The organism is Haliscomenobacter sp., assembly GCF_033763495.1.
Taxonomy (GTDB): domain Bacteria; phylum Bacteroidota; class Bacteroidia; order Chitinophagales; family Saprospiraceae; genus Haliscomenobacter.
In genome coordinates, this window is record NZ_JANRKL010000232.1 from 12,899 (window position 1) to 30,754 (window position 17,856).

General features: G+C 47.1%; 9 protein-coding genes. 5 read left to right on the forward strand and 4 right to left on the reverse strand.

All coding sequences use genetic code 11. The features are described from left to right. Positions 1-46: 46 nt before the first annotated feature. Positions 47-2,548, reverse strand: coding sequence for a DNA gyrase subunit A (gyrA, locus tag SFV55_RS27460; RefSeq protein WP_320032793.1), 2,502 nt, complete (start codon positions 2,546-2,548; stop codon positions 47-49). A gap of 384 nt (positions 2,549-2,932) precedes the next feature. Here gyrA and SFV55_RS27465 point away from each other — a divergent pair, with 384 nt between their 5' ends. Both SFV55_RS27465 and SFV55_RS27470 read left to right on the forward strand, forming a co-directional pair. Beyond that, a complete protein-coding gene (locus SFV55_RS27465) occupies positions 2,933-4,474 on the forward strand; it encodes a DEAD/DEAH box helicase (protein ID WP_320032794.1) in 1,542 nt (513 codons plus the stop codon). Between the two features lie 246 nt (positions 4,475-4,720). Continuing rightward, on the forward strand, positions 4,721-5,140 hold the full coding sequence (locus tag SFV55_RS27470; protein ID WP_320032795.1) for an RNA-binding protein: 420 nt from the start codon (positions 4,721-4,723) through the stop codon (positions 5,138-5,140). 106 nt (positions 5,141-5,246) lie between these two features. Here SFV55_RS27470 and SFV55_RS27475 read toward each other — a convergent pair whose 3' ends face one another. The 3 genes from SFV55_RS27475 to SFV55_RS27485 all read right to left on the reverse strand — a co-directional run bounded on the left by SFV55_RS27475 (position 5,247) and on the right by SFV55_RS27485 (position 11,671). Beyond that, the gene (locus SFV55_RS27475; protein ID WP_320032796.1) at positions 5,247-8,324 is read right to left on the reverse strand and encodes a hypothetical protein; all 3,078 of its coding nucleotides are present in this window, start codon (positions 8,322-8,324) and stop codon (positions 5,247-5,249) included. Between the two features lie 19 nt (positions 8,325-8,343). Further along, a complete protein-coding gene (locus SFV55_RS27480) occupies positions 8,344-9,249 on the reverse strand; it encodes a MoxR family ATPase (protein WP_320032797.1) in 906 nt (301 codons plus the stop codon). Positions 9,250-9,505: 256 nt separating this feature from the next. Then, complete coding sequence (locus SFV55_RS27485; protein ID WP_320032798.1) at positions 9,506-11,671, reverse strand: S9 family peptidase; 2,166 nt, start codon at positions 11,669-11,671, stop codon at positions 9,506-9,508. Between the two features lie 174 nt (positions 11,672-11,845). On the opposite strand from SFV55_RS27485, the gene SFV55_RS27490 reads away from it, so the two are divergent. The 3 genes from SFV55_RS27490 (at position 11,846) to SFV55_RS27500 (ending at position 17,758) form a co-directional block, all read left to right on the forward strand. Continuing rightward, entirely contained in the window at positions 11,846-13,993 is a 2,148-nt protein-coding gene (locus SFV55_RS27490) for a prolyl oligopeptidase family serine peptidase (RefSeq protein WP_320032799.1), read from the forward strand. 236 nt (positions 13,994-14,229) lie between these two features. Then, positions 14,230-14,730 (forward strand): dihydrofolate reductase, encoded by a 501-nt coding sequence (locus tag SFV55_RS27495; protein ID WP_320032800.1) that lies wholly within the window; start codon positions 14,230-14,232, stop codon positions 14,728-14,730. 589 nt (positions 14,731-15,319) lie between these two features. Then, the gene (locus SFV55_RS27500; RefSeq protein ID WP_320032801.1) at positions 15,320-17,758 is read left to right on the forward strand and encodes an outer membrane beta-barrel protein; all 2,439 of its coding nucleotides are present in this window, start codon (positions 15,320-15,322) and stop codon (positions 17,756-17,758) included. Positions 17,759-17,856: the final 98 nt, after the last annotated feature.

Consider the following 17,856-nt stretch of genomic DNA (forward strand, 5'->3'; position numbering starts at 1 on the left):
AATCCAGAATTTGTTTACCGAACCTTGGAAACCTAAATCTTGAAACCTATTCGCTTACTACGGTTTCAAGCACTTCGCCTTCTTCACCTTCTTCGCCGTTTTCATGTTTGACTACGGTTACGTCAGCGATGTCGTCGTCGTCGTCCAAGCGGATGACCCTTACGCCTTGAGTGGCGCGGCCCATTACCCGCATTTCGTTTACCGCCATCCGAATGATGATACCAGAGCGATTGGTGATCATGAGGTCATCTTCGTCTTTTACCGATTTGATGGCTACCAACACCCCGGTTTTATCCGTAACCTGCATGGTTTTAACCCCTTTTCCACCCCGGTTGGTCAGGCGGTATTCGTCTACTTCAGAACGTTTGCCGTTGCCCTTTTCGGATACCACCAAAATGGTAGATTCCTTGTCGTCAGGAGCGATACAAACCATCCCTACTACCGCGTCCTGGTCTTCTTCGGATAAGGTCATACCCCGTACCCCGGCAGCACTACGACCCATGGAGCGTACGGCGGATTCATTGAAACGCACAGCATAACCCCGGCGGCTAGCCAGGAATACTTCGTGGCTGCCGCCAGTCAATCGGGCTTCCAATAAATGGTCACCTTCATTGATGGTGATGGCGTTGATGCCTCCTGCGCGTGGGCGGGAGAAAGCTTCTACAGGAGTCTTTTTGATCACCCCTTGTTGGGTGCAGAACATGATGAAGTGGTTGTCTACAAACTCCTTGTCGACCAAACTTTCAATAATGATAAAGGCCTTGACCTTATCTTCCTTAGGAATCGCCAGGATATTCTGGATCGCTCTGCCCGTCGCATTTTTTGCAGCTTCGGGAATTTCGTATCCTTTCAACCAATAACAACGCCCTGCAGAGGTAAACAACAACAGGTAGTGGTGGGTATTGGTCACGAACATGTGCTCGATAAAGTCTTCGTCACGGGTTTTACTGCCTCGTGAGCCTCGACCACCCCGACTTTGCTGGCGGAATTCAGAAACGGGGGTCCGTTTGATGTAACCAAGGTGGGAAATGGTGATCACCACTTCTTCTTCCTTGATCATGTCCTCCATATTGATTTCGCCGTCGGCAGCTTCAATGGCCGTTCGGCGGGCATCTCCAAAGTTGGCCTTGATTTCGCTCAGCTCCTCCTTGATGATCGAACGACGCAATTCATCGCTGGCCAAGATCGAATTCAGGTAATCGATCAATTTTTTGATCTCTTCGTATTCGTTGCGCACCTTGTCGCGTTCCAAGCCAGTCAGGCGCTGCAAACGCATGTCGAGGATGGCTTTGGCCTGGATTTCGGAGAGCCCAAAATTGCTCATCAGGCCATCCTTAGCTTCATCCACCGTACGTGAGGCCCGAATCAGGGCAATAACTGCATCCAGGTGATCCAGGGCAATCAACAAACCTTCCAGGATATGGGCACGTTCCTCTGCCTTGCGCAAGTCAAAACGAGTACGGCGAATCACCACTTCCAAACGGAATTTGATGAACTCCTCAATCATATCCTTGATGTTGAGCGTATAAGGACGCCCATCAACCAATGCTACGTTGTTAATGCCGTAAGAACTTTGTAGTGGAGTGTATTTGTACAGCTGACTGAGCACCACCTTGGCGATGGCGTCGCGTTTAACTTCCACGACTACCCGAATTCCCTCGCGGTTGGATTCATTGGAAATGGCCGAAATGCCGTCGATGCGCTTTTCATTGACCAGTTCGGCAATTTTTTCCTCCAGGGTAGAGATATTAACCTGATAAGGTACCTCAGTAATGATGATTTGCTCCTTGCCGGTACGGGTGGTTTCAATCTCCACCTTACCCCGCAAAACGACCCGGCCACGACCGGTGCGGAAACCATCACGAATGCCCGACATACCATAAATGATACCCCCTGTAGGGAAATCAGGCGCCAGGATGTACTTCATCAGGTCATCAATGCTGATATCTGGATCGTCAATGGTTGCAATAACCCCGTCAATGACTTCACTCAGGTTGTGCGGCATCATGTTGGTGGCCATCCCGACCGCAATACCCGTTGCTCCGTTTACCAAAAGGTTGGGAAAACGGGTTGGCATTACGGTGGGTTCCTGAAGGGTGTCGTCGAAGTTATTGGCAAAATCTACCGTTTCCTTGTCAATGTCTGCCAACATTTCATCGGTGATCTTGCGCATCCGGGCTTCGGTGTAACGCATGGCTGCAGGGCCATCACCGTCAATGTTGCCAAAGTTCCCCTGGGGATCAATCAAAGGATAACGCAAGGACCAATCCTGGGCCATCCGCACCATGGTATCGTACACGGAAGTGTCACCGTGAGGGTGGTACTTACCGAGTACTTCCCCCACAATACGGGCTGATTTTTTGTGCGCTTTGTTGTAGGTGACACCCAGTTCGGACATCCCGTACATGACCCGGCGTTGCACGGGTTTAAGGCCATCCCGAACATCTGGCAAAGCACGGGAAACGATCACCGACATCGAATAATCGATGTAGGCAGACTTCATTTCGTCTTCAATGTTTACGGGAATTATGCGCTGATCTAGAGGCATGCAAAATGTGATTTTAAAAAATGCTTTTTGAGCTAAAAAAAATGGTAGGCAAAGATACGGTTTTTTTTGGGAAGGGTGAATAAGTGACAAAAAATGATGCACTCATTTGCATTAAAAAAGCCAATTTCAACCTTTTTTGGACAGAGTGTCAAAATGGAGAAAGCAGAGCCAATGTTTAGATTAGGCTAAAAAAAATAAAAAATAAATTTGGAAATCAAAAAATAGTCGTACTTTTGCGCCGCCTTTAGGGCTTAGTGTAACTTTTTGTCTCCTGTACAATTAGCCTACCAATAGCCTGCAAATTCAACAGGCATAATATGTCAATGGGTCGCGCGACAACTTAGAAGATGACGGATAGTGCGCCCCGGACAGTAACACAACTTAATGAAACAATTGAATTTTTCTGAACTGGCACTGAGCCAGGAAGTGCAAAGCGCGATCACTGACATGGGCTTTGCTACGGCGACGCCTATCCAATCTGAAGCCATTCCTCAATTGCTCAATGGGAAAGACCTGATCGGTCAGGCCCAAACGGGTACGGGCAAAACCGCTGCCTTTGGTATTCCGCTTTTGGAATCCATTGATTGTAGCTCGCGTGAGGTAGCGGCAATTGTATTGTGTCCAACCCGCGAATTGGCGGTACAAGTAGCTGAAGAGCTGCGCAAATTGGCCAAATACAAAAAAGGGTTGTTTATCTCCACAATCTATGGTGGTGATTCGATCCAGCGCCAATTGAAAGAGCTGAAAAGTGGCCCACAGGTAGTGGTTGGTACACCTGGCCGGGTGATGGATCACTTGAAGCGCAAGACTTTGCGCCTGGAAACCATCGAAATGGTGGTACTGGACGAAGCCGACGAAATGTTGAACATGGGCTTCCGCGAAGACATCGAAAGCATCCTGGCCCAAATGCCAGTAAGCCGCCAAACGGTGTTGTTCTCTGCGACCATGCCCAAACCAATCCTGGACATCGCGCGCCGTTTCCAAAACAGCCCGGTGCACATCAAAGTGGTGAAGGAAGAACTGACCAATGCCTCGATTGATCAAATTTACTACGATATTCCTGTTCAGGCAAAAGAACCTGTGATTGCTCGTTTGATCGAATACTACGATTTGCAGCGTGTAATCGTTTTCGCCAACATGAAAAAAACGGTGGATGATCTGACCGAAGGGCTCAATGTACTTGGCATCAGTGCCAAGGCGATCCATGGTGATTTGAACCAAAACCAACGCAACGCGGTATTGACTGCTTTCCGGGCTGGTTCCGTAAATGTACTGGTTGCTACCGATGTAGCTGCCCGCGGCATCGACGTGAGCGCAGTAGACGGGGTGTTCAACTACGACCTGCCTTACGACGCTGAATACTACGTACACCGCATTGGCCGCACCGGTCGCGCCGGAAAATTGGGTAAATCTTTCAGTTTCGTGACTGGCCGCAACGACCGTTACCGCTTGCGCGACATTGAAGATTTCAGCAAAGTGCGCATCGAACGTCGCAATGTACCTACCGTACAGGATTTGGCGAAGCAGCAGCAGGCCAAATTGTGGGAAAAAGTACTCGAAACGATTGCCGAAGGTGATCTGGAGTCTTATGAAACCATGGCCCGCGATTTCTGCAAAACCAACGGTTTGGACAGCCGCCAGTTGGCTATGGCCCTGGTGAAAATGGCCATGCCTAACGTAAACGCAGTTGAAATCCCCAACCTGAACGCTGAACGGGAAAGACGCCCAGCCAGAGAAGGTGGCGAACAACGTGAGTTCCGCGGTGGCAATGGTGGTGGCAACTACAATGGCCCAAGAAGCAACAACAATGGTGGTGGCTACAAATCAGGCCCACCAAGAAAAAAAGAATACGGCTCCCCAAAGGGCGATAGTTATGGGGGTAAAAAGCCAGGAGGGAGAAAGAAATATTCTCGGGAAATGGTGTAAGCCAATATGATTACTGTGTCCAAGAGCGGCATTCAACTTTAGTTGGGTGCCGCTCTTGTCGTTTCTTGGCCGCCAACAGTTGAAATATAAAATTAGCGTTACCTTCGTGCCAAATAGACATCAAGTTGAAGCTGTATTCAGAAAGATGCATCGCTTTAACCCCTATTTAGCGCACGACTATAGTGCACTTAGTACAAATTTTCTTCACAACTCCTATTTGAGTTGTTAACTTTTAAATCTTTAATCATGAATATTTTTGTTGCAAAATTAAGCTTCGACACGCAAGACGACGATTTACGGGAAGCGTTTGAGCAATACGGAACTGTTGATTCTGCAAAAATCATTATGGACCAATCAACAGGGCGTTCAAAAGGATTTGGCTTTGTAGAAATGCCAAATGACGATGAAGCGCTCAATGCCATCGAGAACCTAGACAATAGTGATCTAGATGGTCGTACAATTGTAGCTAAAAAAGCTGAAGATCGCGAAAATCGTGGTGGCGGCGGTGGCGGTAATCGCGGCGGCGGTGGCTACGGTGGTGGCGGCGGTAATCGCGGTGGCGGTGGCTACGGCGGTGGCAATCGTGGTGGTGGCGGCTACGGTGGTGGTGGTAATCGCGGTGGCGGTGGTGGCTACGGTGGTGGCGGTAACCGTGGCGGCTATTAAACGGGAATACTATTCCGCTCCAGTTGTTCCGAACGGAATTAACTGGAGCGGAATGGTTACCCTCAACTATTCTATTCTGAGTGTGATAGAGGTATAGAAGCCATCTTCACTTCAACTTCCACAATCTCACCGTTTGGTCATTGCTCCCCGTCAACAATTTGGTGCCATCTGGTGAAACACTCAAGGTGCTGATTTTGTCCTTGTGGCCATAAAAGGTGCGGATCAAATGTCCATCCAATGCCCACATTTTGGCAGTGTTGTCGCTACTTGCGGTGATGATGGCTTTGGAATCGCGGGTAAAGACGATGTCGTTGATGTCGCCGCGATGGCCTTTAAAGGTGCGTAACCTTTTTCCTTGAAGGTTCCAGAGGATGGCGGTTTCATCTCGACCTGCCGTGGCAATTTTTTTCCCATCGGGCGAAAAACAACAAGTGTATACATAGTCCTGATGGCCGGATAAAGTGGTGATTAGTTTCCCCTTAAATGACCAAAGTTTGGCGGTACTGTCGTTGCTACAGGTGAGGACAAGTTTTTTGTCGGGCAAAGCGTCTATGTCTCTAATGGCGTCCTGATGAGTAAAACGGGCTAACTCAGCGCCAGCGTAAGTTTCTAAAGCACTGCTTCCTCCATAGTACCCACAGATCATTTGCCCAAAACCCATAAGGTATTTTGCTGCGGTAACAAGACGCGTAGTTTCTGAATTGTAAATCCGTGGGTCTTTCCAGGGGGCATCTACAGACCCTTGTTGCGTTTTCCAATCCCAAGCCCAATGATTACCTACACCCCAGGATAAACCTGAGTTTTGGTCATTAATGGCCATTAAAGTCGGCCCATTCCAAGAAAAGGCCGATTCTACCACATTGTCAAAACCATTACTGATTCCATCAATCCATTTACCCTCGGTACCACACAAGGAAACGGAGCCATCACCAGCAAAAACCGCAAAAGTCCGGTTGTCCCAATTGAAAGTGGTATCTGTGATGTAGTCTTTAAATTTAAAAACTTGTACAGGTTCTGTAAAATGGCTGAAAAGCAACAGGAAAAAACCAGCAACTGTACCCGCCAATTGCCAGGTCCAGTGCCGCCATTTCCAGCTGATTCCCTGCCTTCTTTGGATGAATTTGCGAAAACGATCGGAAAGAAGTTGGTCAATACCCGATTTTTTCTGCCGTAAATATTGGATCAGCAAGGCGTCCTGGTGCGCATCAGCATTCAGCAGGCGGTTGAGTTCGGCTTCCAGTTTTTGGTGTTCGCTGAGTTGCTCTTTTTGCAGCAATTGATTTAGAATCACCTGGATCCGGTGCCCCTGCCAGGTCAGGCTATTGATGGGCGGAAGATTGGTTTCCAGGGTCATCACTTTGAGCCATTCATGCCGCAGTTTTATGGCCAGAAAAGGGTGTTTTTCCTCCAACCAATTGAGTAAAATCAAGCGGGCTGATTCAGGAATTTGCCCCTCTTTGAACCACTCAATTTTGCTGATTTGGTACAAGTTTTCCAAAGTCAGGAGTTGCTGGTTTTGATTTTGGGCGATGATTTGACCTGCATATTGTACCCAATCCCAAAAAAGCACGGGCGGCATGGCACAGGCGGCCAACCACTTCAACAAATTATCATCCTGACCTTGTGGGGTAGGAGTGAGGTACTCTTTTTCCAGAATGGCCATTAAATCGTTGGCAGCAAGCCCGTTTGGAATGGCCAGTGAATCGGTGTTTTTTTCAGGAATATCTTTCCAAAGCAGGTAGTTTTTGGGTTCGATGGCTTCCAGATTTTCCAGCAGTGCTGCCAAACCTTTGGGCGTGGCTGGAACAATCCTGAATTTTTTGGCCAGTAGGGCCTCGTTTTGCCCCCAGAGTTTGGCAGCTTTGGGGCTTACGATTATTTTATGCCGCCAATGGTCAAAAATGGCCATCTCTTTGCCTTTTGACTCCATGAGTGCTGCTGCGTCGCCCCAGAGGATGAGTTTATGCGTACTATATTTGTGTTGCAAATGCTGCAAACTGATGCCCTCAGGGTGTTGTTCATTCCAACACCGGCGAGGATCATCGCGGTAATAAAACAAGCTAAGGGGCACTTCCTGTTCTTCCAGCGTGTTGATGATGAGATTAAACAATTTGCTTCTTTGGTTGCGGGTCGAACCCAAATCAAGTAAAATGAGGTAGTCTTTGGTTTGATTGAGGGAACTGTATTTGAAATCAACCATTCCGGCTTGTTCAGCCGTAGCCTTGACCGTTTGTTTGAGGTTCAGCCGAAGATTTTCGCTTGCGTGTCGCTTGCGCAGATCCACCACCGCCAGATTAAAGGCTTCTCCCATGTGGATGTGGTGTAAAAAGGGTATCCTGATTGTCCATTCATGTGGCAAATTGGGGTCGAGCTCGGGCTGCAAGCCAAATTTTCGATTTTTGTACCGCAACCACAGGCCAATAAAAATAAGGCAGAGTGTAAAGGCCAACAAAATTATTCCTTTAAGCGGAGAGAAATAGGCGTGTTGGGTACTGAATGACAAACCACCCGCTTTAGTGGATTCAAAATAGATGGGGGCCTTTTCGGAAAAACTTGAACTATCCTCTGCTAATTTTGGCGAATTTGGATTTGATGGAGATGCCGGGGTAGACACTCCATCTGGGTGTTTTTTTTTCGTTGCTGGGCTTTTATAGGCATTGGGCAGGGAAGAATTTGCTCTCGGTTCGCTAAAAATAGGGTCAGCCAGGATTGCTTGTTCCCTTAAATGATTGTGACGGAGTTGTTGGAAATAAGCAACCAGGGAAACTGGCACAACTATTGAAGTAATTAGGCCTAGGACAATCAGGAATTGAATTTTTCGAGAAAATCCTTGCCATTGGAGGATGATCTTTTGGGGAAAATGACCATAAATGCTTGGCTGCTGCCCTGTGGCATTGGTCTGAAACAAAAGCTCTTGCTGCTCTTGTTGAGCCGCATACACTTCAAGCATTTGATCAAAAAAAGTGTAAAAATCTTTTTGAAGCTGAGGGGTATGGGCCAAAATGGGGGCGAGGTAGTTTTTGAGCTGGCTGGGTTTTATTTCACCCGTCAGTGTATTGACCACGCGCTGAATTTGCAAATAGGTATCAACTCCAGGTGAGTTGCCCCTTTTTTCCCAGTTCGACACCAACAAGGCAATGAATGGTTCTATTGGGGAGATTGAATTGATCGTTGATCTAGCCATCGCGCAGCATTTATTGGGATTATAGTAAATTTTTGAGTAGATCCAAATCTTCCTTGTTTTTGGTCAATACCACATAGCTGGAAAGCAATACTTTTCGCTCGTATGGATCTAATGGGTCTCCTAGTCGCCCAATGGGGAATTTTAGCTTCAACAACAAAAAAGTCCAATAAATCAGTTCCGCTGTAGATGGCGGCTTTTTAAGTTGCAAATCCCGGATGCTGCCGAAATATTGGATGATTTTTTTTAAATCCCGCAGCGGGACATTGTTGGTTTTTCGGCTTAAAATGTACAAAAGTTGATCAGGAGAAGGGAATGTAATGTGAAAATAGGCCACTCGGCGTAAAAAAGCATCGGGCAGGTTTTTTTCAGAATTGCTGGTCATGATGATGATGGGGCGGTTTTTTTCATCCGACACAAACTCCTGATTGATCTCCGGTACTTTAAAATGCATGTTTTCAATGGCAAACAAAATATCATTGGGTAAATCCCGGGGTGCTTTGTCAATCTCGTCAATCAAAACCACTTCTCTTTTTTGAGAGCGGATGGCCTGACCTAGGGCATTGTAAGTGATAAATTGTTCTTCTATTTCGGCGGAACTCAGGCGTTTGCTGTTGTTTTGGTTGTATTGAAAATGCCCCAGGGCATCGTATTTGTAAAATAAATCTGCTGCTTGTGATGAGGTCTGGACATTAAAAATCAAAGGTTTATCCAACTTAAAAAAGTGGGCAAGGTGGTAAGCCAATTGGGTTTTGCCCGTTCCTGGCTCTCCAGTCAATAATAAAGGTTGGCCCAACAGCATGGCGATGTTGACCGCATCAATCAATTCCTGACTGGGAATATAGTTGGCTGGGTCGTTCAGCTCTTTGCTACTGGTGAAATCCGGCAGGGTTTCGCTGCCTTCTGCTTTGTAGAGGTTGATGTTCATTAATTTAACTGGTTTGAGCTAAAAATAGGGAGAAAAGGAATCAAAAGCAAAACGTTTATTCTTCTACTGTACCATTTGTATTTCAGAAGCGAATGACATGAATTGCCACGTGCTTTAGCGCGTGGATTTAGATTTCCTTTTTGATGGACTTTAGTCCTAGCATCAACAATTAAGCGAGGGCTAAAGCCCATTTTAAAATGATCCTGCTACCCACGCGCTAAAGCACGTGGCAATTCATATCCTCCGATTAAAATTCTCAATCCACCTTTATCTTAAACTCCTTCGGAGGCTCCGCCCCCAGCAAATGTTTCACAAAATAATCCCAGCGCTTACGCATCATGTAAAAGCTATCACCCCCATACCCATGCCGGGCATTTGGGAAAATCACCAGATCAAAATCCTTGTTCGCTTTAACCAGGGCGTCCACCACCAGGTAGGTATTGTAAGGCGGTACATTGTCGTCCATGCCTCCGTGGGCCAGCATTAGTTTGCCTTTGAGGTTAGCTGCGAAGTTTTGGTTGGCCTGATTGTCGTAATTGGTTTTACCCTGAGCATCTTTTACCAAAAGGCCGATGTAGCGCTCGCCCCAGTCGTCCTCATAGTTGCGGTTTTCGTGGTTACCCGATTCTGAAATGCCTACTTTGTAAAAATCGGGATAACGGAACATAGCGGCAGCAGTGGCATAGCCACCACCCGAATGCCCCCACATACCTACGCGATCCAGGTCCAGGAATGGATATTTTGCGGCTAATTGTTTGAGGCCAGAAATTTGATCTTCCAGGGTGTTGTCGCCCATATTGCCATAACACACATCGTGAAAAGACTTGGAGCGACCAGGGTTACAAGTTCCATCGATCACCACCACCACGAAGCCCAGCTCCGCCAGAGCTTGATGATCACTGCGTGAAGCGCTGAAAGAACGGCTGCCCACACCACCACCTTGTGGCCCAGGATAGATGTAATTGATGACCGGGTATTTTTTACTTTTATCCAAATTGGTTGGGGTAAACATCAAACCATACAAATCCCACTTGCTGTCCCGGGATTTTACCGTAATTGGTTCAGGTGCTTTCCAGCCGCTGGCTACCAACTTAGAGAGGTCGGCTTTTTCCAGTGTAGCAATCAAGCTACCATTCATGTCTCTCAGCACGCTCACTGGCGCTACATCCGGTTTGGAGTAATTATCGGTGAAATATTTGCCATCAGGTGATAAGGTAACGTTGTGGTTGCCATCTTCGGGGGTTAACAATTGAACAGTTTTGCCTCCAAAGTCCACCCGATAAAAATGGCTGAAATAAGGGTCGCGTCCTTTTTCCCGACCATTGGCCAAAAAGTACAGCATCCGATTTTTTTCATCCACTTTCAACAAACGGGTAATTACAAATTCCCCTTTGGTGATTTGTTGCTTTAGTTTTCCGGTAGTGGCGTCGTACAGGTACAAATGGCCCCAGTCATCCCGTTCCGAATACCAGAGGATTTCGTTGGAGGCAGGGAGAAAACGCCAGTTTACACTTCCCTGGCCACTTTCGAATTGGGTGGCTACTTTTTCTTCAAAAATGGTTTTCACCTGGCCAGTTGTGGCGTCGGCAATGCGCAAAATTGCTTCCTTGTGGTCGCGAGAGCTGGATACAAAAGCCAATTTGCTGCCATCCGGGCTCCATTCGTTGTCATCAAATGCACCGGAGCAAGCAATGTCGTCACACAAGGTTCCCCTGCGTGCATCAGCCGGCATTTGTAAACGAATAACTTTGCGGTTGTCCACTTCGATGATGATCCGTTGAATTTTGATGATCTCTTTATCCACCGGAAGTGGGTATTTCCAGGCTTCCAGTTTGGGCGTACCCACATTGGTAGAAACCAAATACATGTCGCTGACATGCCGCTGATCCTGTTGGAAAGTAGCGATTTTTTTAGAATCGGGCGACCACAACACCACGGGGCGCTCACTGTGCCGCCAACCAGCGTTGTCGGTAGCATATCCAAAATCCTTAATGCCATCGGTGGTGAGCTGGGTTTCTTGCTTGCTCGCCACGTCCTTGACCCACAAATTCCAGTCTTTAATAAAAACTGCCTTTTTCCCATCTGGTGAAAGTACTTCCAGTCCTCCACCTCTACGACCCATGCCCATGGGCCGCTCGGCAGCATCGGGTACCAAGGACTTCAGATCTGTAGCAGTTTTCCGGCTGCCGTCGGCAGGGTTGATCAGGACGTACTGGTTGCCACTTGCGGTATTTGTGGAGTACCAAAATTTGCCATCGGGCAGCCAATTCGGGTTCACATTGCTGTTGTAGACCAATTTAGAGGTATTACCTGCTAAAAATTTGACGGCCTGCTCGTAATTGGCGGCTGGTAAGTTCTGCTGGGCAAATCCGGCTACTACTATAAAGTTTAGGATTGCGATAGCAAAGAGGGTCTTTTTCATGGTTAAGAATGGTTTTATTTGTTTGTCGCTAACCTGTTCGCCGAGGCAGGTGTAGATTAATGTTGATAAATTTAACTTGCAGCGCTTAAATAAACTAAAATACCACACAAATCCTAAAAGTTATTATTTTAGGAACTTTCCTAAACCTGAATTTTACAAAAAATCGCCACGACGATGAAACCAATTTCATTTCTAACTATTTTATTACTGACCTTGAGCGCTTGCGGCGCCAAAAAAGAAAAAACGACCATGGAAGAAACGATCAAAGTTGCCTACCCGGTAACCGATACCGTAGCACAAGTAGATGATTATCACGGCAAAAAAGTGGCAGATCCTTACCGTTGGCTCGAAGCAGATACGTCCGAAAATGTGAAAAAGTGGGTGCAATCCCAAAACGCAGTGACCACCGATTATCTGGAAAAAATCCCTTACCGCAAAGCCATTGCGGATCGGTATACTGAACTGTACAACTTTCCGAAGGTAAGTGCCCCAAGCAAAGCCGGAGACAATTATTTTTTTACCAAAAACGATGGCCTGCAAAACCAGGCGGTCATTTATGTCCAAAAGGGCCTGAACGGAGATCCCGAAGTATTCATCGACCCTAACCAACTTTCGAAGGATGGCACCATTACTGTAAATTTGCTCGAAGCAGATCCGAGTAACAAGTACATGGCCATTGCCCGCAATCAGGCCGGTTCGGATTGGCAGGAAATCCGCGTGGTGGACATTGCAACCAAAAAAGAGTTGAAAGATGTGCTAAAGTGGGTGAAATTCTCTGGTGCTTCCTGGTACAAAAATGGTTTCTTTTACAGCCGTTACCCCGAACCTGTCAAAGGCCAGGAGCTCTCTGGCAACAACCAGTACCATTCGGTGTATTACCACCAACTGGGCGATGACCAATCTAAAGACAAACTGATCTACGAAGACCGCAAAAATCCCAATATCTACCATTATGGCGGGGTGACCGAGGATTATAAATACTTCGTTTTGTATGCCGCTCCCGGCACCGACGGCTATGCCACCTATATCAAAGACCTGGAAAAAGACGGCCCATTCCAAGCCCTTTTTCCCGGCTATGCCAACAAAAGTAGCGTCATTCAGCACCTAGGCAATGGGCGCTTTTTGGCTCAAACCGACATCGACGCGCCGAACTACCGTGTAATCGAAATTGATGCCGCTAAACCCGACAAAAAGAACTGGAAAGTCATCATCCCCGAATCGGAAAACCTGCTGCAAAATGCCAGCACAGTGGGCAAAAAACTCTTTGCGGATTACCTGCAAAACGCCACCACCCGCTACTACCAAATGGACTATGATGGCAAAAACAAAAAAGAAATCAAATTACCAGGCGTAGGTTCGGCTGGTGGTTTTTACGGCAAAGAAGAGGACGGTATTACCTTTTATACCTTTACTTCCTTCATCTACCCCAGTGTCATCTTCAAATACGACCTCAAAACGGGAAAATCGGAGCAGTTTTTTAAAACTCCCCTGAAGTTCAATCCGGAGGATTACGAGGAAAAACAGGTTTTTTACCCCAGCAAGGACGGGACCAAGGTATCCATGTTTGTGGTGCACAAAAAAGGCCTCAAACTGGACGGTACAAACCCGACTTACCTTTATGGTTATGGTGGATTCAACGTCAGTTTGACCCCCAGCTTTAGCACAGCACGCTTGATTTTGCTCGAAAATGGTGGGGTATACGCCATGCCAAACTTACGGGGTGGGGGAGAATACGGCGAAAAATGGCACCAGTCCGGGATGTTGCTCAAGAAGCAAAACGTTTTTGATGACTTCATCTCCGCTGCTGAATACCTGATCAAGGAAGGCTATACTTCCAAAGAAAAACTGGCCATCGCAGGTGGTTCCAACGGCGGTCTGCTGGTAGGTGCAGCGATGACCCAACGCCCAGATTTGTTTGCAGTTGCCTTCCCGGCGGTGGGCGTAATGGACATGTTGCGCTACCACAAATTCACTGTGGGTAAGGGTTGGATTCCCGAATACGGTTCAGCAGATGACCCCAAGTATTTCAATTATCTGAAGTCTTACTCGCCACTACACAACCTGAAGCCGGGTGTGGAATACCCCTCCACGATGGTTACCACTGCCGACCACGACGACCGGGTGGTCCCTGCGCACTCCTTCAAATTTGCAGCTCAATTGCAAAAAAGCCATAAAGGTGACAACCCTGTTTTGATTCGCATCGAAACCGATGCGGGCCATGGAGCGGGCAAGCCAACCTCAAAAGTTATTGAAGAACAGGCGGATATGTGGTCGTTTTTCTTTTACAACACCAAGTCGCCAGTGAAATACTTTAAGAATTAAATAGGGTGTATCCCTGATTTTAATAAATCACCAAAGCGACAGTTTTTTTCACAAAGAAAGCACAAAGGGGCACAGAGGACACAAAGTTAGACGTTGACAAGGATAAACGGAAAACGAAAGCTCCGTCAACGTCTAACTTTGTGTCCTCGGTGTCCTCTTTATTTTTCCTTTGTGATAATAAAAATGTTGCTTTGGCAAACCTTTTCGAGATACCTCAAATCGGAAACGTCTTACCCATGCAAAAAACCATCATCGCCGCAAAATCCGACAACCACGTCATTGGAATCCACCAGAAGCTGCCCTGGCACATGCCCGCCGACCTAGCTTTTTTTATGGAGCAAATCCAAAATGGCTACCTGCTTACGGGGCGCAACTCTTACGGAACCCCCGAGGGAATGGGGGTTTTTGCCAATCGCCAGGATGTGATTCTGATTACCCGTCAAAAGGATTACGCCCCCGAGGGAATCTATGTCGCCCATTCCATCGCCGAAGCTTTTGAACTGGCTGAAAAACTAGAGGTCCAACAATTGAACATTCTAGGCGGCGCAGAAATTTATGCCCAAACCATGCACCTTGCCGATGAACTCATCATCACGGAGGTGCATATGACTTGTGAGGGTGATGCCTTTTTCCCAATTATCGATCCTGCGCATTGGAAAGAAGTGAAAAGGGAGGATCATCCAGCCGATGCGGAGAATCCTTATGCTTATTCTTTCGTTTGGTATGCGCGTAGTTAGCGCTTGTTTACCATTAGTCCGGGGTGGCTTTAAGTTTAACCTAAGTTTTGAGTTATTTGCCTTGAATATCAAATGTTTATATTGTTTTTTGGCGAAAAAGCCATTCACCCATAACATTTTTTACCGCAGAGTTTCGCAGAGTAAACACGGAGTTTCTCAGAGCTTAGGCCACCTTCGCTGGCTGTGAGTACTCAGAGGCGCACTAAATGAACACTAATGCCAAACAATCAAATTTTAATCGTACCCGACCTCCAGCCACCAAAGGTGGCAAAACGCCTAAAAACTAATAAAACTCTGCGAAGCTCTGTGTTTACTCTGCGAAACTCTGCGGTAAAAATCAATTAATTCAAATCTCAGATTAAGTCTATCTTCCTTTTATATCAAAAGCCGTGCTAGCGGCAGAAAGATGGCCAGATTGATTACACAATTTCATTGAAATAATCCCCAAAACGTAAACAGCACTTAATCTGTTTATTTCCACTACTCAGCGAAAAAAAAAGAAGCTTGGTCGGGTAAAGCCTTTTTGCCTGTAACTTCCATTTGCCCCTTGCTCGTCCTTTCGGCATCAATCACCGAAAACAAAGTTATTATGAGCAAGCCGACAAAAATTCTTTCGCTCTTCTTATTCCTCTTGTTGAGCGTTTTTCAACTATTGAATGCCCAAACCCTCTTGAAAGGCCGGGTATTGGATGAGCAGCAAAAACCACTGCCCTACGCCAATGTACTGTTGTTGAAGGCCCAGGATTCCTCGCTGGTCAAAGGGGCGGTAACAGATGATGCTGGCCTTTTTGCCATTGAAGCAGTTGCGGAGGGGCAATACTTGATCTCTGGAACCATGATTGGGTATGCACCTCACTTTTCTCAAAGCATCCAAATCAAAGTTGGACAGCCAGATTATCAATTTGGAGACATCCTGCTGCAATCTGCTGCAGTGAAATTGGGCGAAGTGACCGTAAAAGGCCAGAAACCCTTCATTGAGTTGCAGCAAGACAAAATGATTGTCAATGTTGATGCCAGCCCGGTTGCAGCAGGCAACAATGCGCTGGAATTACTGGCCAAAAGCCCTGGAGTGATGGTTGATCACAACAGCACCATCTCCCTCAAAGGCCGTTCAGGAGTAATGGTGATGATCAATGGCAAACAAACCTACATGTCGGCTGAAGAAGTGACCCGCCTCCTCGAAAACACCCCCGCCACCAGTATTGAAGCCATTGAAATCATCAGCAACCCTTCCGCCAAATACGATGCTGCGGGAACTTCCGGCATCATCAACATTCGTATGAAAAAGGAAAAAGGCCTGGGCACCAACGGCAACCTGACCCTGGGCGCTGGTTATGGTGAGAACCCACGCGGAAGCGCTGAATTGCGCATGAACAACCGCAGCAAAAAAGTCAATGTCTTTGGATCTTACGGCAATTTTTACAACAAACGTTTCCAAAACATCGACATCTCCCGCCGCATTCCCTTTGAAAACACTTTTACTGAAATGAACCAATACGACCGCAAAATCATGTGGTCGGACAACAACCGCATCAATGCCGGAGCAGACTGGTTTTTGAACAAAAAAACCACCCTCGGCGTGTTGGCCAATGCCTCAATTGGGGAGTGGGTGCCTCAATCCAGCGGCCGCAATCTGCTGAGTGGTGCCCTGCCTGGCGATTTTAATGAAGTGCGCAGCGACAATACTGGCGGCGATAATTGGCGGGACTACACCACCAATTTCAACCTCAAACATGCCTTCGACAACAAGGGCCACGAGCTGAGCTTCGATGCCGATTATTCCACCAACAGCGCGGACAAGCTGCAAACCAATACCAACCGCTTCTTCAGCACTGCCGGGCAGGAAGTTGATCTGCCCAATATTGTGCGAACCGATGCTGCGTTACAAGTTGACATCCTGGCTTTTAAAATGGATTATTCCCGTCCATTGGGTGAAAAGTCCCGTATTGATGCAGGGTGGAAAAGCAGCTTTGTGGATACCGATAATGATTTGTTGGTAGAGACTTTTACCGAAAACGTTTGGCAAAACGACCCCGGGCGCAGCAACCGTTTTATGTACGGCGAAAACATCCACGCGGGTTATCTCAATTTTAGTTCTCAAATCAAAAAAGTGAGCATTCAGATGGGCTTGCGTGGAGAATTGACCGACGCACTTGGGCAATCGCCCACTTTGTCCGAACGTTTTACCCGCAATTATTTCAATCTTTTCCCCAGTATGAGCATTTCTCACCCGCTGGGTAAAGACAATAGCCTGAGTTACAACTACAGCCGCCGCATCAACCGGCCTTCCTATGAGGACCTCAATCCCTTCGTGTTTTTTATTGACCAGTATACTTTTGGTAAAGGTAATCCTTACCTGACGCCAGAATTCACAAATACCCTGGGGTTGAATTTTTCGCTGAAAAACAAATACGTCCTCAGCCTTAACTACAACCATACCACCGACAAAATCACCCAAATCCTGGAGCAAGACGATGCACTACGCCAGACCTACCAAACCACCGCTAACCTGAGCACCTTCAAAAACTACAGTGCGACCATTTCAGCGCCCTTTGAACTGGCCAAATGGTGGAACACTCGCATCAACATTGTGGGCTACATCAACGACATTCAGTCGCCTTTCACCAATGGCACCATCAACCAAACGCAGTCCACTGCCCAGTTTATGACCATGAACACCTTCAACTTGCCGGCTAAGATTAAGGCAGAAATGACGGTGTTTTACCAAACCAGAATGCTGGATGGAATCTTCCAGATTGATCCACTGTGGGGCATGGATATTGGTGCCGCAATGCCAATTTGGAAGGGTAAAGGTAATTTGAAGCTAAACCTGAGCGACGTGTTTTTTAGCCGCCGCCCCCACATCATTGTCAAACAAGGCACCGTGGATGTCGTGGTAGATCCTACCAACGAAAGCCGTCGTCTGAATGCGACGTTGAGCTATAAATTTGGAAAGTCTGATGTGAAACCTTCGCGCAGACGGAGCACAGCGACTGCGGATGAGCTGGAGCGGGTTTCGCGGCAGTGATTCCATGATCACCAAAGCGGCATATTGAGTACATGAGTTACGAATACATGACTTACGAGTTTTGAAGTGAGCTACCGCAGCGACTTTGACACAACCTT